Annotated in this window: 17 protein-coding genes; 12 read left to right on the forward strand and 5 right to left on the reverse strand. The window is 31.2% G+C overall.

The features are described from left to right. The first annotated feature begins 37 nt into the window (after positions 1 to 37). The 12 genes from ABJD66_RS12420 to ABJD66_RS12475 all read left to right on the forward strand — a co-directional run bounded on the left by ABJD66_RS12420 (position 38) and on the right by ABJD66_RS12475 (position 14,120). Positions 38 to 3,568, forward strand: a complete 3,531-nt coding sequence (locus tag ABJD66_RS12420) for a molybdopterin-dependent oxidoreductase (RefSeq protein ID WP_348132058.1) — start codon at positions 38 to 40, stop codon at positions 3,566 to 3,568. Between the two features lie 10 nt (positions 3,569 to 3,578). Next, positions 3,579 to 5,015: a rubredoxin gene (locus ABJD66_RS12425; protein ID WP_303543169.1), complete on the forward strand. Its 1,437-nt coding sequence runs from the start codon at positions 3,579 to 3,581 to the stop codon at positions 5,013 to 5,015. Between the two features lie 115 nt (positions 5,016 to 5,130). Continuing rightward, complete coding sequence (locus tag ABJD66_RS12430) at positions 5,131 to 5,532, forward strand: DUF2452 domain-containing protein (protein WP_100894949.1); 402 nt, start codon at positions 5,131 to 5,133, stop codon at positions 5,530 to 5,532. Between the two features lie 13 nt (positions 5,533 to 5,545). Further along, positions 5,546 to 6,667: an FAD-binding domain-containing protein gene (locus ABJD66_RS12435; RefSeq protein ID WP_348132062.1), complete on the forward strand. Its 1,122-nt coding sequence runs from the start codon at positions 5,546 to 5,548 to the stop codon at positions 6,665 to 6,667. Beyond that, on the forward strand, positions 6,664 to 8,130 hold the full coding sequence (locus ABJD66_RS12440; RefSeq protein WP_348132065.1) for a deoxyribodipyrimidine photo-lyase: 1,467 nt from the start codon (positions 6,664 to 6,666) through the stop codon (positions 8,128 to 8,130). The genes ABJD66_RS12435 and ABJD66_RS12440 overlap by 4 nt, the downstream gene beginning before the upstream one ends. 5 nt (positions 8,131 to 8,135) lie before the next feature. Then, a complete protein-coding gene (locus ABJD66_RS12445; protein WP_013620306.1) occupies positions 8,136 to 8,264 on the forward strand; it encodes a DUF2256 domain-containing protein in 129 nt (42 codons plus the stop codon). Further along, positions 8,261 to 9,745 carry a cryptochrome/photolyase family protein gene (locus ABJD66_RS12450; RefSeq protein WP_348132068.1) on the forward strand — a complete coding sequence of 495 codons (1,485 nt, stop codon included), beginning with the start codon at positions 8,261 to 8,263 and terminating at the stop codon, positions 9,743 to 9,745. The genes ABJD66_RS12445 and ABJD66_RS12450 overlap by 4 nt, the downstream gene beginning before the upstream one ends. Before the next feature lie 12 nt (positions 9,746 to 9,757). Next, the gene (locus ABJD66_RS12455) at positions 9,758 to 10,333 is read left to right on the forward strand and encodes a Crp/Fnr family transcriptional regulator (RefSeq protein ID WP_348132071.1); all 576 of its coding nucleotides are present in this window, start codon (positions 9,758 to 9,760) and stop codon (positions 10,331 to 10,333) included. 81 nt (positions 10,334 to 10,414) lie between these two features. Next, positions 10,415 to 10,954, forward strand: coding sequence for a heme-binding protein (locus tag ABJD66_RS12460; RefSeq protein ID WP_348132074.1), 540 nt, complete (start codon positions 10,415 to 10,417; stop codon positions 10,952 to 10,954). A 1-nt stretch (position 10,955) separates the two neighbouring features. Continuing rightward, positions 10,956 to 12,482, forward strand: coding sequence for a Dabb family protein (locus ABJD66_RS12465; RefSeq protein ID WP_348132077.1), 1,527 nt, complete (start codon positions 10,956 to 10,958; stop codon positions 12,480 to 12,482). Between the two features lie 46 nt (positions 12,483 to 12,528). After that, positions 12,529 to 13,242: an SDR family oxidoreductase gene (locus ABJD66_RS12470; RefSeq protein WP_348132080.1), complete on the forward strand. Its 714-nt coding sequence runs from the start codon at positions 12,529 to 12,531 to the stop codon at positions 13,240 to 13,242. A gap of 110 nt (positions 13,243 to 13,352) precedes the next feature. Further along, on the forward strand, positions 13,353 to 14,120 hold the full coding sequence (locus tag ABJD66_RS12475; protein WP_348132083.1) for a M90 family metallopeptidase: 768 nt from the start codon (positions 13,353 to 13,355) through the stop codon (positions 14,118 to 14,120). Positions 14,121 to 14,288: 168 nt separating this feature from the next. Here ABJD66_RS12475 and ABJD66_RS12480 read toward each other — a convergent pair whose 3' ends face one another. The 5 genes from ABJD66_RS12480 to ABJD66_RS12500 form a co-directional block, all read right to left on the reverse strand. Continuing rightward, positions 14,289 to 14,774: a hypothetical protein gene (locus ABJD66_RS12480; RefSeq protein ID WP_348132086.1), complete on the reverse strand. Its 486-nt coding sequence runs from the start codon at positions 14,772 to 14,774 to the stop codon at positions 14,289 to 14,291. Positions 14,775 to 14,810: 36 nt separating this feature from the next. Further along, complete coding sequence (locus tag ABJD66_RS12485; RefSeq protein ID WP_348132089.1) at positions 14,811 to 16,064, reverse strand: PQQ-binding-like beta-propeller repeat protein; 1,254 nt, start codon at positions 16,062 to 16,064, stop codon at positions 14,811 to 14,813. A gap of 177 nt (positions 16,065 to 16,241) precedes the next feature. After that, positions 16,242 to 16,712 carry a lipocalin family protein gene (locus tag ABJD66_RS12490; RefSeq protein WP_348132092.1) on the reverse strand — a complete coding sequence of 157 codons (471 nt, stop codon included), beginning with the start codon at positions 16,710 to 16,712 and terminating at the stop codon, positions 16,242 to 16,244. An 83-nt stretch (positions 16,713 to 16,795) separates the two neighbouring features. Next, positions 16,796 to 17,860 carry an ArsO family NAD(P)H-dependent flavin-containing monooxygenase gene (locus ABJD66_RS12495; RefSeq protein ID WP_348132095.1) on the reverse strand — a complete coding sequence of 355 codons (1,065 nt, stop codon included), beginning with the start codon at positions 17,858 to 17,860 and terminating at the stop codon, positions 16,796 to 16,798. Positions 17,861 to 17,979: 119 nt separating this feature from the next. Continuing rightward, on the reverse strand, positions 17,980 to 19,497 hold the full coding sequence (locus ABJD66_RS12500) for a leucine-rich repeat domain-containing protein (RefSeq protein WP_348132098.1): 1,518 nt from the start codon (positions 19,495 to 19,497) through the stop codon (positions 17,980 to 17,982). Positions 19,498 to 19,716: the final 219 nt, after the last annotated feature.

Consider the following 19,716-nt stretch of genomic DNA (forward strand, 5'->3'; position numbering starts at 1 on the left):
TAAAAAAATAGTGTTATTACACCTATTATTTAGAGCTATGCAAAAGAATACATCACATAAAACAATTTGTTCCTATTGCGGGGTAGGTTGCGGAATAGTAGTAAGTAAAGATGCTAAAGGAGTTTTAACTGTAGAAGGAGATAAGGAGTACCCAGTTAATAAAGGTATGCTTTGTTCTAAAGGGAAAAATTTAAACTACGTAGCTCAAGATACTACAGATCGTATTTTGTATCCAGAAATGCGTTGGAGTAGAAACCACCCATTACAAAGAGTATCTTGGAATGATGCGTTTAAAAGGGCTGCAGCAGTTTTTAAAAGTATTATAGATAAGCACGGACCCAATAGTGTTGGTTTTTATGTGTCTGGACAATGCTTAACAGAAGAATATTACTTGGCTAATAAATTAATAAAAGGATTTATTGGTAGTAATAACATAGATACCAACTCGCGCTTATGTATGAGTTCTGCTGTAGTAGGTTACAAAAAAACTGTGGGAGAGGACTCTGTGCCAATTGCCTATGCAGATATAGAGTTGGCAGATTGTTTTTTAATAGCAGGTGCTAACCCAGCGTGGTGTCATCCAATACTATTTAGGCGTCTAGAAAAGCATAAAGAAGAAAATCCTAATGTAAAAATAATAGTAGTAGATCCAAGAAAAACTCAGACTTGTGCTTCTGCAGATTTGCATTTGCAAATTTTACCAGGTACAGATGTAATTCTTTTTAATGCTATTGCACGTGTGCTTATAGAAAAAAAGAAAATAGATAAAAGTTTTATAAAAAAACACACCGTTAATTTTGAAGAATGCAAAGCAAGTGCTTTTCAACTAACGCTAAATGCTGCTGCCAAAAAATGCGGAATAAAAGCAGAGGATATAAAAAAAGCAGCGCTTTATATTGGTAATGCAAAAGGCTTTATTAGTATGTGGACAATGGGGCTTAACCAAAGTGTAATTGGTGTTTCTAAAAATGTAGCACTGCTAAATATATCACTACTTACAGGGCAAATAGGCAAACCGGGTGCTGGTCCGTTTTCTTTAACAGGCCAACCAAACGCAATGGGAGGTCGTGAGGTTGGCGGTATGGCAAATTTGTTGGCTGTACATAAAGATCTAAATAATCCTGAACACAGAAAAGAGGTGTCAGATTTTTGGGGAGGAACAGAAATACAAGCCAAACCGGGTTATACAGCAACTGAAATGTTTAACGCTTTAGATGAAGGAAAATTAAAGGCTATTTGGGTTATTTGTACCAATCCTGCGGTGAGTATGCCAAATGTAAATAAAGTAGAACGTGCCTTAAAAAAAGCAAGTTTTGTTGTAGTACAAGATATATCGCACAATTCAGAAACCACAAAGTTTGCAGATTTACTTTTGCCTGCCGCTGGTTGGTTAGAGAAAGAAGGTACAATGACAAATTCTGAAAGACGAATTAGTTACCTGCCTAAAGTTATAGATGCACCAGGAGAGGCTTTGCCAGATGCAGAAATATTATGGCGTTTTGCACAAGAAATGGGGTATTCTGGTTTCAATTATAACAGTGCAAGTGAGGTTTATGACGAGTATTGTTTGTTAACAAAAGGCACAAGTATAGATGTCTCTGGCTTGTCCTACAACAGACTAAAAAACGAAGGAAGTTTTCAATGGCCAGTACCAGATAATAATCATCCTGGAACCCAACGTTTATTTAGCGATTTTATTTTTAATACTCCAGATACCAAAGCACATTTTAATGCTCCGTCAGAAACATACAATCAATCTGAAGAAACAAATGTAGACTATCCTTTAATTTTAAATACAGGTAGAGTAAGAGACCAATGGCATACCAGAACAAAAACAGGTAAAGTAAAACGATTGCTAACTCATATACCTACGCCTTATTTAGAAATGAATAAAGTAGATGCTTTTTTAAGAAAATTAAAAGAAGGGGATATAGCAGTTGTTAAAAGTAGAAGAGGAGAAGTACAGGTTAAGGTAACTATAAATTTTGATATTAGAGAGCAGGTGGTTTTTTTACCAATGCATTGGGGTAAAATATTGAATAACGATTTTGGTAGGGCTAATAACTTAACTAATGATATTGTAGATCCTGTGTCTAAAGAACCAGATTTTAAATATTGTGCCGTTGAGGTTAAAAAGTATGTAAAGCCCAAGCAAAAGGTAATTGTGGTAGGTGCAGGTGCAGCCGCATACAGGTTTATACAAACCTACAGAGAAAAAAATACAGTAGATGAGTTGCACGTTTTTTCTAAAGAAAAAGATCCGTTTTATAACAGGGTTTTGTTGCCAGAATATGTTAGCGATGAGCTTTCTTGGCAAGCATTAGAAAAACTTAAAAAAGGCGAATTAAAAAAATTAAATGTGCACCTGCATTCTGGTGTTGGAGTAATTAATGTAAATGATGAAGCTAAAGAAATTGTAGATGCTAATGGCGTTACATATAGTTATAATTTGTTAATTATGGCAACTGGTAGCAGGGCTTTTGTGCCTAGTGACGTACCTATAAACTTACCAGGCAGATTTACAATGAGGGAACGTGGAGATGCAGATAAGTTAAAAAAATATTTACAAGAAACAGGCCTGCCTAATAATGAGCAACACGTGGTTATAGTAGGTGGCGGACTTTTAGGCTTAGAGTTAGCGGCTGCATTAAAAAAGATAAATGTAAATATTAGTATTATACAAAGAGCACCAAGATTAATGGAGCGCCAATTAGACAATGTGGCAAGCAGGTTGTTAGCACAAGATGTTTTAGAAAGAGATATAAACTTATATTTTGATAATGAAGTAAGTACTGTTTTTGATGAAAAGACAAGTAGTCATAGTATTTTGGTGAACCTAAAAACAGGAAAAACTATAAAATGTAATGCTATAGTTTACGCCATTGGTACCAGACCAAATATAGAGTTAGCAAAACAAACTAAGTTAAAAACTAGGCGTGGTGTTGTGGTAAACTCTTATATGCAAACAAGCAACTCTTCTATTTTTGCTTTGGGTGAAATAGCAGAGTTTAACAATTCACTTTTTGGTATTACATCGGCAGCAGAACAGCAAGCAGATATAGCAGCTAATTATATTTTAGGAGATTTTAGTAGCATTTATAACGGGTCTGTTTTAATGAATATTTTAAAGTTTGAAAATCTAGACCTGTGCAGCATAGGTATGGTAAATTCTCCTGCAAATGACTCTAGTTATGAAGAAATTATTTTAATGGATGTAAGCAAGCGTTTTTATAAAAAGTGTATTGTAAAAGATGATACATTAAAAGGGGCTATTTTAATGGGAGATAAAAATGAATTTGCAGAATTTAAACGTTTAATTGAAGAGGAAATAGAGTTGTCTGAAAAACGAAACGAGCTGTTAAGAGGCGCGTCTAGTTCGGTACCTTTAAAAGGGAAATTAGTGTGCTCATGTAGTCAAGTTGGAGAAGGAAATATTATAGAAACAGTAAAAGGTGGCTGTACAGATTTTGCAAAATTATGCTCGCAAACAGGAGCAGGTTTAGGCTGTGGTAGTTGCAAGCCAGAAATTAAAGAAATACTAAATAGTCAGCTTCAATTAGCAAATTAATAGTTTTATTATGAATGATGATTTACATAGAATTTTAATTAAAGGTGGCGTTACCTCTCCAGGAGAATTAAAAGACAGTATAACAATGTTAGAGGCAGCTGGCCTTAAAGAAGTTTATTTTGGCTCTAGGCAAGATTTGTTATTTCCGTTAGAAAATACCAAAGAAGAACAGTTAGAGCGTATATCAGAATACAACACAGATATTGTAGGTACACGAGCTTATCAAAACATAGTGTCATCTTATGTATGTGCAGATATTTTTGATATGACTTTTTGGTTAAAAGGGTCTACTTTTTTATACATTTTAGAACGTTTTAATTATCTGCCTAAATTAAAAATAAACATAACCGACCCTAAACAACGTCTGGTTCCTATTTTTAGTGGTAATTTAAATTTTATAGCATCAAAGAGTGAAGATTATTGGTATTTAAATGTAAAACTGCCACATTGGAAAAAAGGAGACTATTACCCAGTATTAGTGTATAGTTGGGATATTAATATTATCTCTAAAGCTATTGAAGATATTTATGAAGATGTAGAAAATGTTGAAGAATTATTTTTTGTCCTGAGTAAAAAGTTAGACACCAATAATAAAAGTATAGAAAAAGATTTAGAGGTGCCGTACTTAACTTTTCCGTATTATGAAGGGATGAACCGTATGGGGCTAGACCAATATTGGCTTGGGTTGTATTGGAGAAATAATAAATATGATCTAAAATTTTTAAAAGAGTTTTGTGGCTTTTGTTTAGACAACGGAATAGGTAAAATATGTATTACACCTTGGAAATCTTTTATAGTAAAAGGTATTAAAAAACAAAGTAGACCAAACTTAGAACGCTTTTTAGGGCAAAGAGGAATAAATATTAGGCACTCGCAGTTAGAAATGAATTGGCATTTGCCAGTAGATGACTTAGAAGCTTTAGAGTTAAAAAACTTTTTGGTTTTGAGTTTAAATCAGAATGATATTAGTACTTACGGTTTAACTTTTGGGTTAAGTAATGAGTCTGGTAAAAGATCTCATTTTGCATCAGTAATTATAGAAAAAAATACAACACCAACAATAGCAAAAGACTTTGTAATTAGGCCAACATATAATGTGCTTCATTTTAAAAATTTTGATCCTAATACGCATATTTACAAGGCATATGCATTAGATGTAGATAAGATAGAGCTACCCGGACTTTTAATGGAGTTAAGTAAAAAGTATTTTAAACAACTAGGCCGTGCAGATGTAGTTGCTCCAGAGGATAGCAGTAAAGCAGAGCAACTGGTAAAAGCGGTACACCAATGTGTTTCTTGTTTTACGGTTTATGATGAAGAGTACGGAGACACTACTTTTAATATCTCTCCAAATACCGCTTTTGCAGACTTGCCAGAAAACTATAAATGCTCGGTTTGTGATGCTCCAAAATCTAATTACAAGAGTGTAGAATTAACAATTTTATAAGAACGCTAGTTCACTTTTAGGTATATAAATTATGATACAATGCTTATCTTTATAAAGTAAAAGAGGATTTCTTTTTTTAATTCTTTTTTAGTTATTGATAAACAAGTTATTATAAATGAAGGAGAGTAAAAAACCAGACAATGTAGTTTTTAATGTAGAAAACCAAAAGTATGATGCGGCACTTAAGCCATACGCAACATCTGTTGGCGCACCAGTAATTACCACTACAGATAATATAGCCTGGAAAAATAGGAGTATAAATAAAGTAAACCACAAGTTAGAGGCAAGGTATTTAGAGCTTAAAGCACAGTATGATGCTATGCTAGAGCAATACGAGTACAACAAATTAATTTTTGACGCTAAGTTTACTTTTGAGCCTATTGTTGGGCAAACTTATCATTTATACAAAAGAGAAAATAACGAAACTTTTTTATCTATTATAAAACCTAACGAATGTAACTTTAATTATATGGGTAGTTTTTATTTAAACGTAGAGCTAATCTGGGAAAAAATATAAATAAAGGCTAGCTATGAGCTCATTAATAAATAATACACCAGATGTATTCCCTACAGGTATAAAAGAAATTTACCAACGCGTAAACCAAGTTAATCCTGTAAAATATGCATCTACAAGAAATTATATTAACGGAGCAGTAACCCATTTGTCTCCCTATATTTCTAGAGGTGTAATTTCTACTAAATTTGTATTAAAGGAGGTTTTAGCTAAAGGATACACACCAGCACAAATTGAAAAATTTATACAAGAATTAGCGTGGAGAGATTATTGGCAACAGGTTTGGATAGTAAAAGGAGAAGAAGTTAATACAGATTTAAAACACACACAAACACCTGTGTCTAACACGCAAATGCCAAAGTCAATTGTTAAGGCAAATACAGGGATAATAGCTGTAGATGATGCAATACGTAAATTGGAAGATTTTGGGTATATGCATAATCACTTACGTATGTATGTAGCATCTTTAGTTTGTAATATAGGGCAAAGCCATTGGTTGTTACCTGCCAAATGGATGTACTATAATTTATTAGATGCAGATTGGGCTAGTAATGCGCTAAGTTGGCAATGGGTAGCTGGGGCTAATGCCAATAAAAAATATTATGCAAACCAAGAAAATATTAATAAGTATTGTTTTACAGAACAAAATAATACTTTTTTAGATGTTCCTTATAGTGCTTTTGAGTCTTTAAAAATACCTGAAGAACTAGAAGAAAACATAGATGTAGATTTAACAACTACACTTCCTAAATCTCTGCAAATAAAACTAAATAAGGAATTGCCAACCTGTATTTATAATTTTTACAATCTAGATCCTAATTGGAGAAAAGAAGAAGTTGTAAATAGAGTTTTGTTATTAGAGCCTTCTCATTTTAAAAAGTATCCGGTATCTAAAAAAAGCATAGATTTTATGCTAAAATTAGTAAAAGATAATATTAGTAATATACAGGTCTACGTAGGAGAATTTTCAGATTTAGTTGCTGAGCATCAGTTAAAAAAAATCTATTTTAAAGAACACCCAACGGTAATACATTACCAAGGAGAGCAAGATGCAAGAGATTGGATGTTTACTGTAAATGGTTACTATCCATCTTTTTTTTCATTCTGGAAAAAATGTAAAAAAGAGCTTAATTTTTGAAAAAGCAAACCATAAATATAGTTTGGTTAAAAAGAGATATCCGTTCTCAGGATCATAGACCTTTTCAAAAAGCAGAACAGGCCGGTATTCCTTATATAATTCTATATTTATTTGAGCCAGAATTCATCAATTATCCAGATACTAGTTTAAGGCATTTACAGTTTGTTTATCACTCTATAAAAACACTAAACAATACTTTAGAGCCATTTAACAAAAAAGTAACTGTGTTATATACTGATGCTGTTACTGCATTTAATTTTTTGAGTGATACTTATGAAATTAAAAATGTTTTTAGTTATAAAGAAAGTGGAGTTTTGGCTACTTGGCAAAGAGATAAAAAGGTAAAGCAAATTTGTAAAATAAATAATATTAATTGGCAAGAGTACCAAAGAGACGGTATTTTACGAGGTATTAAAAACAGACAAGATTGGAGTACGCAATGGCATAAAACAATGCACCAACCTGTAATTAAAAATACATTTAACAACACAGAGAAAGTAGAGGTTTTAGAGCATAAATATTTGTTACCAAAAGAATTAGAAAGTAAGTTAAAAGTTTACCCAAAACAGTACCAGCCAGCAGGTGAAATTAATGCGTGGCGTTATTTAAAATCTTTTGCGGCCAAAAGAGGTTTTAAGTATCAAAAACATATTTCTAAACCAACAGAAAGTAGAATGTCTTGTAGTAGGCTTTCTCCTTATTTAGCTTGGGGTAATATTAGTGTAAAGCAAGCTTTTCAGTTTATTGGGACACACCCAAACGGCACAAAAAATAGTAATGCGTTTTCTGCAATGTTAACAAGGCTACATTGGCACTGTCATTTTATTCAAAAGTTTGAGGTAGAATGTGCTTACGAGACTCATTGTGTAAATAAAGGGTATGAGCTTTTAGAACACCCTATAAATGAAGATTACATTAAGGCTTGGAAAACAGGTACAACTGGCTATCCTTTAATAGATGCTTGTATGCGAGCTGTAGCAGAAACTGGTTGGATTAATTTTAGAATGCGTGCTATGTTAGTTTCATTTTTAACTTTAAATCTAGACCAAGATTGGAGAGAAGGTACGTACCATTTGGCTCGTTTATTTTTAGATTATGAGCCTGGTATACATTATCCTCAGTTTCAAATGCAAGCAGGTACAACAGGTGTTAATACAGTACGCTTGTACAACCCAGTAAAAAACTCACTAGAGCACGACCCAGAAGGTTTGTTTATAAAAAAGTGGATTCCAGAATTAGCTAACGTACCTGTAAGCTATATTCACGAGCCCTGGAAGATGAGTTTAATGGAGCAAACATTTTGTGGTGTAATTATAGGTGAAGACTATCCGTTGCCTATTGTAGATTTACAAACAAGTGCTAAGGCTGCCAGAGATAAAATTTGGGGACATAAAAAGCACCCTGCTGTAGAGAATGAAAAAGATCGTATATTAAATACACACGTAAAGCCCAGAAAAAAATAATAAAAATGAAAAAGCAGCATCTGCCACAGAAAATATGTATTGTTTGTGAACGGCCATTTACTTGGCGTAAAAAGTGGGAGAAAAATTGGGAAGAGGTTAAGTATTGTAGTCAACGTTGTAAAAGAAATAAATGAAAAGTATAAGTATAGTTTTTCCGCATCAATTATTTAAAAAATCTCCTATGTTAGGTAATGGGGAAACCATTTATTTAATAGAAGAATATTTATTTTTTAAACAGTACTCTTTTCATAAACAAAAAATTGCTTTTCATAGAGCAACAATGATGAGGTACAGAGATTTTTTAATTGATGAACATAATAGTGACGTTACCTACATAGCATCAACAGATAAAAAATCTGATATTAGAATATTTCTACAAGAGTTAAAAAAGGATAATGTTGAGCATATAAATTATATAGACCCAACAGATAATTGGTTAAAAAAACGAATTGAAGAAAGTGCTGAAAAAGCAGGAATAAAAACCACAGTACACACTTCACCTTTATTTTTAAATTCTGAAGAAGATTTAGCATCATTTTTTACCACAGACAAAAAAAAATACCACCAAACTACTTTTTACAAAGAACAACGTAAAAAATTAGATATTCTTATTGATGAAAACGGAGAACCAGAAGGAGGTAAATGGACTTATGATGCGGAGAATCGTAAAAAATATCCGGCAAAAAAAACACCTCCATCTATTCAGTTTCCAGATGTAGATAAATACTATAAGGAAGCAAAGGAATATGTAAATAAGAATTTTGAAGATAATTTAGGATCACTAACAGAACAGAGTCTATACCCAACTAATTTTAAAGAAACTGAAGATTGGTTACAGCAATTTTTTGAACAAAGATTTATGGAGTTTGGTGTGTATGAAGATGCCATTGTAGCAGAAAACTCTATATTAAACCATAGTGTATTAACACCTATGTTAAATGTGGGGTTAATTACACCAAAAGAAATTGTAGACAGGGCTTTAGATTACGCTAAGGCAAACAACGTGCCTATAAATTCTACAGAGGGGTTTGTACGGCAAATTATTGGTTGGCGAGAGTTTATTAGAGGTATGTATATTACTAAAGGAACAGAGGAGCGGACTACCAATTATTGGAAGTTTACACGTAAAATACCAGCTTCTTTTTATACAGGAACAACAGGTATACCACCAATAGACCAAACTATTAAAAAACTATTACAAACAGGATATAGCCACCATATAGAGCGTTTAATGGTATTAAGTAATTTTATGTTGTTGTGCGAGTTTCATCCGGATGAGGTATACCAATGGTTTATGGAGTTGTTTATAGATTCTTATGACTGGGTTATGGTACCCAATGTGTATGGTATGAGTCAGTTTGCAGATGGCGGTTTAATGGCGACCAAACCCTATATAAGCGGCAGTAATTATTTAATGAAAATGAGTAATTACAAAAAAGGAGAGTGGCAAGACGTTTGGGACGGACTCTTTTGGAGGTTTATGCATACACAAAGAGATTTTTTCTTGTCTAACCCAAGGTTAGGAATGCTTATACGTATGTATGATAAAATGGATAAAGAAAAACAACAAGCTCACTTAACTAATGCAGAAGAGTATTTAGCTACATTAGACTAACTTATTTTAACTATGTCATACCAATTATTAAAGAAAAACTTAAACGGTAATTTAGATCTTTCTAGCAAAGAGCTAGAGAAAATATGCTCTTATTTTACGACAAAAGAGATAAAGAAAAAAGAGTTTTTATTAACTCAAGGAAGCATTTGTAAGTTTGAGGGGTTTGTGGTACAGGGATGTTTTAGAGTATTTTCTTTAGATAAAAACGGTAATGATAATACCTTGTATTTTGCTGCAAAAGACTGGTGGTTAATGGATATAGATAGCTTTATGAACCAAACACCATCAGAACTAAATATACAGGCTTTAGAAGATAGTAAGGTGCTGTTAATTAATAAAGAAGATAAAGAACAACTATGTAATTTGCTTCCAATTGTAGAAAAGCTTTTTAAAATAATGTTTCAAAAAGCTGTTGTGTCTTGGCAAAGGAGATTAATACGTAATCATTGTTTAACAGCTAAAGAAAGATATTTGTATTTTATAAAAACATATCCAGACATTTCTTTAAAACTAACAGATAAACAAATTGCAGGTTACTTGGGTATTAGACACGAGTTTTTAAGCAAGATTAAAAAAAACGAAAAATAATTTTTTACAGTTGAACTTGTTCAACTTTTTTTTCATTTTCATTATAGAGATTTGCATTACATTAATATGTAACAACCAATAATGATGAATTTATATACACCTAAAATTACCTTTAACCCAAAGGGAAAAACTTTAAAACACAATAGACTTTTATTTGTACTGCTAATTTTTACTTCAACTTTTTTAGTAGCACAAAACACAACAGATATTACAGATAAGGATGCTTTAAGTGCTATTTTAAAGGCAAAGCAAAAAGCAGAAAGTATGGGAGTTTTGGTAAATATTGCTGTGGTAGATGCAGGAGCAAATTTAAAAGCTTTTGTACGTATGGACGATTCTTTTTTAGGTAGTATAGATGTAGCTATAAAAAAGGCAAAAACCTCTCGTTATTTTAATATTGCAACTGGCGATTTAGGTAAACTTACCCAGCCAGGTGGTATTATTTACAATATAGAACTCTCTAATAATGGATTGATTAGTTTTCCAGGAGGAGTTCCCATAAAAAACAATGAAGGGAAAATAATAGGAGCCATAGGAGTAAGTGGTGGTACAATAGAAGAAGATCATAAAATAGCGACTTACGGAGCAAAATCTATATTAAAAGAGCAAAAAACAAAGTAAAATGAATTGGATTAAAAGTATATTTTTTATCGTATTTAGCTGTAGTTGCTTCCTTGGTTATACTCAACTTACAAAAAGTAATTATACAGTATTACAACAAACAGATTTTAAAACTACCAAGTACAACACGGTTACAGCTACTACTTACAGTAAAAACGGAGTTAATTATGTGTTCTCTGGAGGAGATGGTGCATTTATAAATGTATTTAAACTAAACGCTACCGGAGAATTAATTCCAGTTGGGGCTTATGAGTTGCAGAACAAAAAAGGACCAGCAAGAGGTTTGGTAGCTCATAATATAAAGGGAACAGATTATTTATTTGTAGGTAATAAAGGAGGCAATAGTGTAGAGGTTTATAGTATAGAAGATAATGGAAGCTTAAAAAGGGTATTTGTATTAAACGATACGCTAGAAACTTATTTAGGTACAGTTATTACTCTTAAAGTTATTCCTATAAAAAACAATTTTTACCTTTTTGTTGGTGGACTAGAGAGCACACCGGGTTTAAGCTGTTTTAAAATACATAATAACGGAAAACTTAGTCATATACAATCGCTTGCAGATGATGATTTTATTCATACAGACGGTATAATTGGTATGTATTCGCATAAAATAAATGGCAAAACATTTCTTATTACAGGTGGTTTTCAAGACAATGGTATTAGTAGTTTTGAGGTTTTTAACAATGGCACTTTTAAAAATGTAAATAACATTGCAGACAATACAACCAACCGTTACTTAACAGGCGCATACCCTGTAAACGGAGTTACTTTAGGAGTTAACCATTATATTGTTGTAGGGCATAGACATCATAAATATTATAAAAGAGGTAATTTTATTAAAAAGAAAGATTTTGTTTTTCACGGTGATGGTGTAAGCGTTTTTAAGGTTAATGAGTCAGGAGAACTTATTCCTCATTCTGTTTTAGTTAATAATGCTACCACAAAATTAGCAGGACAAACACGTATTGAAATATTAAAAATTGACGAATCTGAGGCATTAGTTGCAATAGGTACGCGTGATGATAATAGCATACAATTATGTAAATTAAATGCTAATGGCACCTTAAAACCTTCTGGTGTATTAGATACTAGTTACCCTATTTATTATGGGTTAGCATCAATAAAAATTAATGAAAATTTCTTTTTTTTAGCAGGTTCCGTAGATCCTAAAGTAAAAAAGATGTTTGCTTATAAAGTAAGTTTTAAGTCTAAAAATGGCAAAAAACTTAGACATGTTGTAAATTTAAAATATAAAGATGCTGCTACACCAAAAGAGGTGAATAGGGCAGTAGAGAATTTTGTAGCGTTAAAAAATAAAATTCCTGAAATTTTAGATTTTGAATGGGGAATTAACAACAGTAAAGAAGGAAAAAGTAAAGGGTTTACCCATAGCTTTATGCTTACTTTTAAAGATGAAAAAGCGCTAGAGGTGTATTTGGTTCACAAAGAACATTTAGCACTTATAAAAAATATAGGTTCGTTAATAGATGATGTTTTTGTTATGGATTATTATACCACAGAATAAAACAGAATTTCTTGCTAATTTTAGAGTTAAATATAAATAATTGAAGATGAAAAAAACAGCATACATAACAGGTGGTTCTAAAGGAATAGGATTAGGAATAGCAGAAGCATTGCTAAAAGAAGGAGTTAATGTAGCTATTACAGCAAGAACGCAGAATGATTTAGATGAGGCAGAAAAACACTTAAAAGCAATTGGGGATGCAGAGGTTTTAGTAATTAAATCTGATGTAAGAAACCTAGCAGATGAAGAAAATGCCATAGAACAAGTTGTAGACAAGTGGGGACAATTAGATTATTGTATAGCTAACGCAGGCGTAGGAAGATTTTCTCCTGTTGATGAAATGAGTGCAGAGGATTGGAATGCCGTTATAGATATAAATGTAACAGGAGTTTTTAATACCGTAAAGTCTGCAATACCTGCCCTTAAAAAGTCTAAAGGTTATATTATCACTATTGCAAGTTTGGCTGGTACTAATTATTTTGAAAAAGGAGCAGCTTATAACGCTAGTAAATTTGCTGTGGTAGGTTTTTCACAAGCTATTATGCTAGACTTAAGACCTTACGATATTAAAGTAACTACTATTATGCCAGGCTCTGTAGCCACTTATTTTAACGGACACACACCTACAGATGCAGATGCTTGGAAAATTCAGCCAGAAGATATAGGGCAAATGGTGGTAGACTTAACGCAAATGAATCCAAGAACTTTACCAAGTAAAGTAGAGGTAAGGCCAGCTGTACCGCCTTCTGCAAAAAAATAATTTTTATGTAAAAAACTTTTTTAAATTTAAACCCCGTAACTTAAACGGGGTTTTTCTTTTTAGCTATTTTTCTAGTTTAAATTCCGTTTTAATTTTTAGATTGCCACTATATGTTTTATACCATAGGATTTACCCTTTTAATAGCTTTTGCTATTTATGCATTTATAATTACTAGAAATAAAAAAGTAGAAAAATTCCCTTCTAATTGGCACACGTTGTTGGTTTCTAAAGTAAGGTTTTACAAAAAATTGTCATCAAGTGAGCAACAAAGATTTCAAAAACGAATAATGCTATTTTTAAGCGAGGTGCATATAGAAAGTGTTGGCTTTAGAGTAGATGATATTGATAAAATTTTAATAGCCTCTAGTGCAGTAATTCCAGTATTTAATTTTACAGAGTGGCATTACAAACATTTAAGTACAGTGCTTATTTATCCAGAGCATTTTAATGAAGACCTAAGTTTTGCTAAAAAAGATAAAGACAGAAATATTGCAGGTATGGTGGGTAACGGACAGTTTAAAAATCAGATGCTTTTATCTAGAAAAGCACTGCACAATGGGTTTAAAAATAAGTCTCGTATTCACAATACAGGAATACATGAGTTTATACATTTAATAGATAAACAAGATGGTGTAATAGATGGTATACCAGAACGCTTGCTAAATGAGCCATATATTATTCCTTGGTTAAAAACCATACATAAAAAGATGGAAGATATAAACGATAATAAATCAGATATTAGAAATTATGGAGGTACAAATGAAGCTGAGTTTTTAGCAGTAGCTTCAGAATATTTTTTTGAAAAACCAGAAATAATGAAAAAAAAGCATCCAGATTTATACCAGATGCTTAAGTCTTGTTTTCAGGCAAAAGATTAATTTTCTTTTAAAAGTTTTGCATTCAACAAAACCTTTGTATGGTAAGTTATTATTTTAATGTTTGGTTTCTTTTTTAAGGCTACTAACCTGTGCTTGTTCTACTTTTTAATCGTCTTAAATAATAATAATTTTTGAGAATAGGACTTACAAAATGTAATAATAAGTTGCTTATGGTAACCATTTCTGTTCTTTCTCTGTAGCATCTAAAATATCTAACTTTAAAGTATTTTTAATATCTGTTGCCACTTTAAAAGCATTGTCTTTGTTTTTAGATTGATAAAAAGTAATGTGTTTATTTTTTAAATAAAATAAATTGATAATAAAAATTTGATTTGAAAATGACGCAGATGCGCCAAGTGAATTTATACGTTGCGATTGTTTGCCTTTAAAAACAGATATATACTCAAACTCTGGATTTTTATGCCAATTGCCAAAATGAATTGAAAAAATAGACCAAATTTCTCTATGGGTATTGTTGCTTAAATTAATTTGTGAACCTGTTGTAGCACTTAAAAAAATACCCAGCGCACACATAAAAAAACCAAATAAAATGTTGTTAAATAGTACAACGTAAATAGAAAGTAAAATTAAAAAAGCACCAAAAATTCTTTTTAAGATAGAAACTGGCTTTATGTATGTAATAATGTTGTTCAAAATTTTAGCAGGTTTAATTGTTTTGTAATGTTTTGATTAATTAGCTTTAACTATTTCAAAATATAAATTAAAAGCATCATTAACCTCATATTCTAGTTTAATGTCTTTGTAAGCGTACTTTTTTGTTTTAAGGTTGTAGGTTACAAAATAGTTTTTTGTTAAAAATGTTAGTTCGCCATTAGAAATAAAAATATTAGATAGTATCTTCTCCTTAGGCTGACTAATTTTTAACTGCTTACCATCTGCAGCGTTTAGCATAAAAAAGGCATTAGTATCAGCCTTTGTAAAACCATAAATATAGTTGTTGTATTTACTAAAGTACCTAACATCATCACCATCAATATTTAGACTAGTTTTCCATAGTAACTCCCCGTTATCACTATTTAAAGCAATAGCATCTAAGGTATCATTATCTGTTTCAGATGCAAAATAATACGTTCCACCGTCTAGTATAGTGTTGCTGTCTATATTGGCATATGTATGTTCGGTTTGGTATTCCCAAGCTATAGACGCCATATCGTCAATATTTAAAGCATATACTTTATTATATTCGTTAGCTACGTAAGCTTTTTTATCATCAATCTGCATTAAAGAATACATAGGGGTATTACCAAAACCTCTTTGCCAAATTGCTTGTCCTGTTTGTAATTTAAAAGAGTACACATAAGGCGCGTTAGATATTACAAGGTTGTCTTTGTTTAAAACAGGCGTATAGTTATTGAAAGGAAACTGTAACTTGTAGTTCCATACTTTGTCTCCTGTATATTTGTTAAAAGCGTATAGTTGTTTGTTGTTAGATGCTAAAAAAATTAAATTTCCTTGTATTGGTAAATGCTGACCACTAATTACATACCTTTTATCTACGCCAGAGTGCATACCAATTTCTGTTTTCCAATACAGACTGCCATCATTTACATTAGCAGCAATAATTTCTTTTTGTGTGCTTGTAGCATATAAAATAGAGTTTTCAATTTTAAACTGATTCCTCATTTTATTATAAGAGCTATCTGTAAACTTAATATTCCATTTTTGGTCTAAACTTTCTAAATCATAAGACGTTATTTCTCCATCGTTTTTTAAAACAATAATAAGGTCTTTTTCTACTTTTTCATTACCTAAAATATCCTTGTTATTTGTTGTGCTTAGGATCTCTTTAATAGATGTAGCAATTTTGTCATTACTATACTGGTTTGTTTCGGGTTCATCACTGCCAAGGCTTATTGTTTGTCCTAATGCAAAAGCACTAATAAGTAGTGTACATATTGTTGTTAGTAAATATCTATTTTTCATTTTTATATAAAAATTAATTCTGTATTGTAGTTATATAGGCTAAGTAATGTAATTTTTAAGAGTGATGAAATACTCAGTTTTTTTTCGCCCTGTATCAGTATATATTCGTGTTATAAAAAGTAAAAAGCCACAGGTTTATAAATAAACTTGTGGCTTTTTAAGTATATATTATTGGTTTTATTTTACATATTGTATCTCGTATTCGTCATTGTTACCGTCGTCATCTACATCTAAAGAGGTTATTTTAATTTTTAAAGAGCTACTAGTTAAGTCTAATATCTCAAATACATAAGTGTCATTTTGAATTAAACTTCCAGTTTGAGTGAAGTTTAGAGTTAACTCAGAATTACTAATGCTCCAAGTTCCTTTAGATGGTTCTGCATCAACACACTCTCCGTCTATTGGATCTAGTTCTACAGAAAAAAAGGATTCATCTGCTTTAAATTCAGTAGTTTCAATTGCTTGGCATTCATCAGTAAACGGGAGAATATCTCCATTTAAAAATTGTTTGTCAATTTCCCAAAGACCAATAATTTTTGTTGTATTATCTACTTCTGGATCTGATTTGGTTGTGTCATCATCGTTATTACAACTAATTGTAACTAAGCTAAAAACTAGTAAGGCAAATAAATAAGATGTTTTTTTCATAAGTAAGTTTAAATGTTGGTTTCAAACTTACAAATTAAAAAATAAAAACCTACAAATTAATAATTTCTTATTCCTTTGAAGAATCATATATTATCAATATAAGCAACAATCTCCTTTACAGTTTGTTTAGCAGTTTTTCCAACGCCATAAATAGTAGCAGAGGCAAAACCCGTCCAATTGCCATAGCCAACCAACCACAAGCCATTTATATCTGTAGCTTTTGTGCCTGTTGTGTTTATTTTGCCGTTTTGAGTAATTTGCAATGCAGACAAATGTTCTAAATTAGCTCTAAAGCCAGTACACCAAATAATTACATCTACAGGTTCTTTAGTGTTGCCTTCCCAGATAACACCATTTTCATAAAAGGATGTAAAAGGCCTATAATCTTTAAAAACCTCTCTTTTTAAGGCTTCTTGTACGCTTTTAATTTGTACAATATCACTTAATGACACTTTCTCTGTATAGCTTTTTGTGTCGTTATTAACATAGCTTTCTGTGGCCTGTTTAAACAAATAACGACCATCTATCTCCTTAGGTAAAAAATTAGGTTCTTTTAAGGTAACCCATTTTGTTTTAGCAACTTTAGATACTTCTGCTAAAATTTGAGCACCAGAGTTACCGCCGCCAACAACAATAACATTTTTATCTTTTAAATTACTAGCATTTTTATAATTTACAGAATGTATTTGTTCTCCTTTAAAAATGTCTGCTTTTGGATATGTTGGAATAAAAGGATTTTTAGCAGTACCCGTAGCACTTACTAGTGTTTTACTATAAAAAACACCTTTGTTTGTAGTTATTTTATATAAGTTATGTTCTTTAATAACCTGTTGCACAGTTGTACTATAGTTTACAGGAAAATTGTATCTTTTTTTATAAGCAGTAATATACTTAATAAACTCGTTTTTAGTAGGGTATTCTTCATCTGTATTAGGCATTTGCCAGCCAGATAAAGAACTGTATGCAGCAGGCGAAAATAGCTTTAAACTGTCCCAAGTTTTTAACCAAGCACCACCAACGGTATCTTGTTCGTCTAAAATAAGATACTCTAATTTTGTTCTTCTAAAAAAATAACCAACAGACAAACCTGCTTGTCCGCCACCAATAATAATACAGTCGTATATTTTATGTTCAGAGTTACTTTTCATTGCTACTAAATTTAGTAATTACATACTAAAGTTACTCTTATTTTTTAAGCGGAAAAAGAACATAAATCATACTTAAGCAAAAAAGAAATTTAGACTCTAAGCTTAGTATAATAAAGCATTTAGTTGCAAGTTACGCCCGAGTCAATAAAAATAGTGGTGTTATTATTACTTTTTAAGTCACATACGCTTTGTGGTATAGTGCTAAGTTCATTTTTTTCTAAAAATAAATCTTCTAAATATCCAAGGTTTCCTATTTCAGCAGGTATACTAGTTAATTTATTTTCTTCTAAATTTAAATAAGTTAGTTGGGTTAGTTTCTCTATTTCTGTAGGAATACTAACTAGTTGATTACCTTTAAAAGACAATGTTTTAAGGTTAGTAAAAACTGTTATTTCATCAGTAACAGCATTTATGTTGTTATTATTAATAGCTAAAGTAGTCAACTTAGAAAGTGTATTAATTCCTTTTGGAAAACTAGTTAAATTATTATTGTCTAAACTTAAGGTAACTAGGTTTGTTAGTGTCCCAATTTCTTCAGGAAAGCTAGCTAAATCCATATTAATAATAGCCAAACTAGTTAAATTACTAAGTGTACCTATTTCAGTAGGAAAACTAATTAATTTACAGTGTAACGTTAGGTGTGTTAAGTCTGTAAAGTTTTTTAAATCTATAGGAAAACTAGCTAAATTAATTAGATTAAGGTATAGCTTATTAAGCTTAGTTATGTTATTAATTGTAGAAGGGATATTTACAATGTTATCACCACCTAAAGACAGTGTTGTTAAGTTGCTTAGCGTACCAATTTCTGTTGGTATTTCTTTTAATTCATTATCACTAATATTTAAACTCTCTAAGTTTTTTAAATTACCTATTTGTTTAGGAATAGCTTTTAGCTTGTTGTTTGCAATATTAAGGTCTTTAAGCTCTGTTAAGTTGTCTATTTTTTCTGGAAGATCTGTAATATTATTGCTAATAATATAAAGAGTAGTAAGGCTTGTTAAATTAATTATTTCTTCAGGTAAGTTAGATAATTGCCCCTTTACTAGCGCAAGTTTATTTAAGTTTTTAAGTCCCCCAAATGATGCTGGCAATGTTGCAATATTTTTGTTAATAATTGTAACCTCAGTTACATTACCATCAGTATGTTTAACACCATACCAAGAATCCATTGTAGAGTCGCTTAAATCCCAGTATAAAGTATTGTCAGGATTTGCATTGTAAAACTCTAATAAAATTTCACGATCTGTAAGTTTTTTATCTTCAACAACTACTTCTACTTTATATTTCTGTTCTGTTTTATCTTCAGCGGTAACAGTATAGTAAATAGTATTACTAAAATCTTGTTCTACTTTAGTTTTAGGGTTTATAGTAGAATTTGGAGCTATAGTTATTGTAGGTTTAAGCTTAGTAATATTAGTGTCAAAAGGAAAAGAAACCGAAATTATTTTTTTGTCTTGGTCTATTTTAGCTGCAATATTAGCCGTTAAATTAGAATTGTCTTCTGTTGTAAAAGTAAATTCTATAATCTCTTTTTTACTACTTAGCACTTTACTGTCATCATCTGTATTACAAGAGATAAACAAGGCTAAAATGCATATTTTTAGTAGGCTTACATATGTTTTAATTTGACTATTCATAACGTGGTTTGTCTAATAAAATTTGGTTTCTTACTCTAATTGGTAGTGCAAAACTACAAAACACTAAATTAATTTGTAGTATAATGTATGTTAAGGAAAAGTCTAATTTGTATTTAATACTAAAAAATACAGTCCAAATAATAGAGTGGAGGTAGTTTGGTTTAGAAAAAGACATAAAAGAATAACTAGGTTAAAAAACAGTATTTTTAAGTATTACCT

Origin of the sequence: Cellulophaga sp., assembly GCF_039943695.1 — a bacterium.
GTDB lineage: Bacteria > Bacteroidota > Bacteroidia > Flavobacteriales > Flavobacteriaceae > Cellulophaga.